This is a genomic window from Psychrobacter sp. FME13 (assembly GCF_014861395.1).
Classification (GTDB): domain Bacteria; phylum Pseudomonadota; class Gammaproteobacteria; order Pseudomonadales; family Moraxellaceae; genus Psychrobacter.
The window spans coordinates 1-3,772 of sequence record NZ_RRYV01000216.1 but is presented as its reverse complement, the minus strand read 5'-3'; the positions used below and the strand labels follow the sequence as shown (position 1 = coordinate 3,772).

Annotated in this window: 5 protein-coding genes and 2 pseudogenes; all 7 read right to left on the bottom strand. The window is 35.7% G+C overall.

Annotated elements, in window-relative coordinates:
• Positions 1 to 123: 123 nt before the first annotated feature.
• A complete protein-coding gene (locus tag EI164_RS15080; RefSeq protein ID WP_192520750.1) occupies positions 124 to 393 on the bottom strand; it encodes a hypothetical protein in 270 nt (89 codons plus the stop codon).
• A 72-nt stretch (positions 394 to 465) separates the two neighbouring features.
• A pseudogene (locus EI164_RS15075) lies at positions 466 to 1,002 on the bottom strand (PAAR domain-containing protein); the annotation flags it as partial.
• 162 nt (positions 1,003 to 1,164) lie between these two features.
• A complete protein-coding gene (locus tag EI164_RS15070) occupies positions 1,165 to 1,644 on the bottom strand; it encodes a tetratricopeptide repeat protein (RefSeq protein WP_263972674.1) in 480 nt (159 codons plus the stop codon).
• A pseudogene (locus tag EI164_RS17530) lies at positions 1,618 to 1,674 on the bottom strand (hypothetical protein); the annotation flags it as partial. The gene EI164_RS15070 and the pseudogene EI164_RS17530, both read right to left, overlap by 27 nt.
• Before the next feature lie 20 nt (positions 1,675 to 1,694).
• Positions 1,695 to 2,393 (bottom strand): hypothetical protein, encoded by a 699-nt coding sequence (locus EI164_RS15060; RefSeq protein WP_192520746.1) that lies wholly within the window; start codon positions 2,391 to 2,393, stop codon positions 1,695 to 1,697.
• Positions 2,394 to 2,464: 71 nt separating this feature from the next.
• Positions 2,465 to 3,007: a hypothetical protein gene (locus tag EI164_RS15055; RefSeq protein ID WP_192520745.1), complete on the bottom strand. Its 543-nt coding sequence runs from the start codon at positions 3,005 to 3,007 to the stop codon at positions 2,465 to 2,467.
• Complete coding sequence (locus EI164_RS15050; RefSeq protein ID WP_318779562.1) at positions 2,989 to 3,504, bottom strand: PAAR domain-containing protein; 516 nt, start codon at positions 3,502 to 3,504, stop codon at positions 2,989 to 2,991. The genes EI164_RS15055 and EI164_RS15050 overlap by 19 nt, the downstream gene beginning before the upstream one ends.
• Positions 3,505 to 3,772 lie beyond the last annotated feature (268 nt).

Below are 3,772 nucleotides of genomic sequence, written 5' to 3'. Positions count from 1 at the left end.
TAGGCTTAGATGTGTATAGCTCATGGTTGCAATCTCACTTTGGTCGGTGGATAAAAACTTTGATGCTAGCGCATCTAGGTCTTTTTTTCACCTTGCATTTGGTATTGCACTTCATGTGTTAATCTAAGTTTTAATTCGATCCCCTCCTGTTGAGTTAGGGTCGGAAATAGTAAGATACTCCATATTTATACTCCTTAAATTTACAGATTCTTCCATAAAGGTAGCAGAGGCAAGTAAAGGCATAAAACATAAGCCACCTTTACTATCTTTTGATATTTCAATATCTCCAGTAATAGGAGGACTATGTGCACGGTTATCAAAAATGCAGCCAGATATACCAAGCGATATCAATAAAATGATTGGATTTAAAAAGTAATATGAAAAATTATTCATGAATTTAGTCATATCTTTTAATACCTTTTGAAAAAAACATTGTAAAAAGTTCACAACCAAAGTAAATAACAACTATTTCTTAATCACTGTATCTACTACTATTGAATAATGAGCTAAATATGCTTCACTACGATTAGTAGCTCTTTGCTTAACTTTATCAATAAGTCTATTCTTCATAGCCCAATAATCCGCAACAATAGAAGCTTGCTGTTCTATCTCATAATCAAGTAGATTTTTGCTTTGATCAAGTTTATATACGTACGCACCATCTCCTAATCCAATTTTACTTGGGAATTCAAAAAACAGTTGCTCGCCAATAGCACGTAAGGCAACAGTTTGACCATTCTGATACTGCCATACATGGGTCATTTCATGTATAAAGAAATGCTTGCTGGCGGCGTCTGAAGCTAGAGAAAAGTCCTTTTCATGTGCTTTTGGCGCAAAATATATATCACCTGCACGGGCAACAGGTGAACCATCCACTATATAGGACGGGTCACCAGTGATAATAGTGACAACCTTTTTGCACTTCTTACAGACGACTTTGTCCCCTTTACGAGCGACAGGAATGCCATAATGAGTGGTTTGTAAAGAGCTGGTGATGACCGTACCGCCATTGGTAAAGCCTTATATTCAAAGCCAGATTTGGGTCAGTACGTCACGGAAGTCAAATCTATTTTAGATGGTTTGGTGGAGTGATGAGGTTGTTAAACACTTTATAAATTAGTGGCTGTATGAGCTAAAAACTGTTGGCTCATACAGCTTTTATTATTATTGGCTCATATTTTCAAGATCACCCAATGTAAGACCAGTTTCTTGAGTGCTGTAGATAGTGATACCAGTATCGTCAATTTTATTATTCATGACTAATCTACCGATGCGATTACTGGCTGCTTGATTGCCTTGATCTGCTGCTTTTTTGTACCATTCAAAAGCTTTATCATAATCTTGCGGTACACCATAACCGTTCTCATAAAGACCACCGATGTTAAGTTGTGCTACATCTACCCCTTGATCAGCGGCTTTGGTATACCACTCTAAAGCCTTACTATAGTCTTGCGGTACGCCGTAGCCGTTTTCATAAAAAGTGCCAAGGTTATTTTGGGCATCAAAATCTCCATTATCAGCTGTTAACAAATACCACTCTATTGCTTTTTCATAGTTTTGATCAATGCCTACGCCATTGTCGTACATAACACTAAAATTAAATTGAGCATCAGAGTACTTCTGGTTAGCAGCTTTTTGAAACAGCTCAAAAGCTTTTTCATAGCTCTGAGGAACTGACTATATGATGCAAACTATCAATTTTTTTCACAACTAAAATTATCATTTGGTGTGCGAATTTCCCATCCATTATCTCCAAGTTGGAGTAATTCTTTTTTATCTTCAATAAAACAACAAGCGATCATTTGTGATTGCGGCTGTATCTCACACTCTTCACCTTGGTAGAGTAATTTTTTTGTAGATAAACCACCACCAATAAGAGCATCTATAGCTTTATTACCAGAAGACTCTATTTCAAATACACCTTCTATACCATTCAATCCATAGTCACGAAAATATAGAGAACCATTATTATAGTTTAGTACGTCTTTTTTATTATTATAGTGAACAGACTGACGATTTACATAAGGGAAGTAAGTGTTATCCTTATATAATGTTGCTTTATTATCAATATAGTCAGAGAGTAGTTTGCCGTTTTGATAGATAAGTAGGGAGTTAGGCTCTTCGGGTTTGAATAATATCTGATATCCATTAACTTCTACCATGCTGTAGCCAACATAATTGCTTTTATTGCTTGAGATTACGGCAGCTTCATCTGCTGCTTGAATAATTTTTTTATTAAAATTTTGGCTCTTATTGAGACTTCTTAAATCAACCTGCGTTATAAGTTCTAGACTGTCTTTAGTTTGAGGTAAAGAGCTATTACAACCATTAATTATTGTTGTTATAGTTATTAGCGACATTATTTTAGCTACAGATAAAAATCTAATGGTCATTTGTTATACCTTTTTTAAATTGACTTTTTATATTCATAAATAGTTTTCTTACGTGTAGCCGTTATCAAAAATTAATAGAGCTTACATTTCATACCTTCGCTTTTTAAAGCTGTTTCGAAATCTGGATATTTTTCCCAGTTAATTGTAGATAAACAGTCCGAAAGTTTTTGGTTGTTAAAGCTGTAATGATTTCCTGTTTGCATATACTCATCATAATCTTTTCTCAATATTGCGGTACCTGCACTCAAAATAGCAACACCACCTGCAAGAGCACCTGTACCAGTGGCTACTGTAGCTCCTTGTGGACCCGTTAAATACTTTGCTTGAGCAGCATTTGATGCTGTATCAACTACATTGCCTTTTTGCTCTGAGTAACTGCTTTTCTTTATACATTGTGTTTCTAAGGTAGGTACGCCATCTTCGACTGAAACTACCTTCGTGTATGGCCAGGCTTTTATGCCTGTTAAGCATAAGAATGTATCTTTAATTCCTTCAGGGTATTTAGACATTTTATTATCACCTTTATTTTTTATGAAAATATAATAATTTGACTTGTAAATAGAATTTTGATTCACAGTCGCTGTATTGGATGCATTTAATATAATGTCTTCCATTGCTCAATTTCATCTTCTGTAATCAGATGAACGACTATTTCTTCAGGTTCATCTGTAATGAACTCTTCCGTATAGCCTTGCTCATCTGTTGTGCCTTCTCTCAGTTCTTGAGTGTTTGGAAAAAATGCTATGTAAGGTGAATTAGAGTAAGGATCACCATACTCGTCTTCAAACAAAATCTTCTTTTTATATTTACTAACAGCTTTATCTTCAAGAGAAAAAAAGCTCGCTGAATCCGACTTCGCAAACTGCAAAGGTTCTGCCTGTGCAATACTACCCACATCAAAACCCGACTCCGAAAATGCTTGTTGACTAGCAATCAGTTTTGAGCCGCAGCTGGTCATATCACCTACACGGGCAACTGGCGCACCATCCACTATATAGGATGGGTCACCCGTGATAATAGTGACAACCTTTTTGCATTTCTTACAGACGACCTTGTCGCCCTTCCGAGCGATAGGAATACCATAATGAGTGGTTTGCGGAGAGCCAGTGATGACTGTTCCATCACCGATAAAAGCCTTATATTTGAAGCCAGATTTGGAATGATTAATTATTAAAATCTCTCAAATTCCTTACTGAATTAGAACTCATACTCAAATGTCATTCACTAGGCTTCTATTAGAAAAAAAATTATATATAAAATATAATATTGTTGTTACTAATATAGCAATATCGAATTTTAATGTGACAAAAAGATGAACTATTATTTGAACCGCCCCGGTATTGTCGGAGACTCAACATTCTGAGAGAATACGACAATGA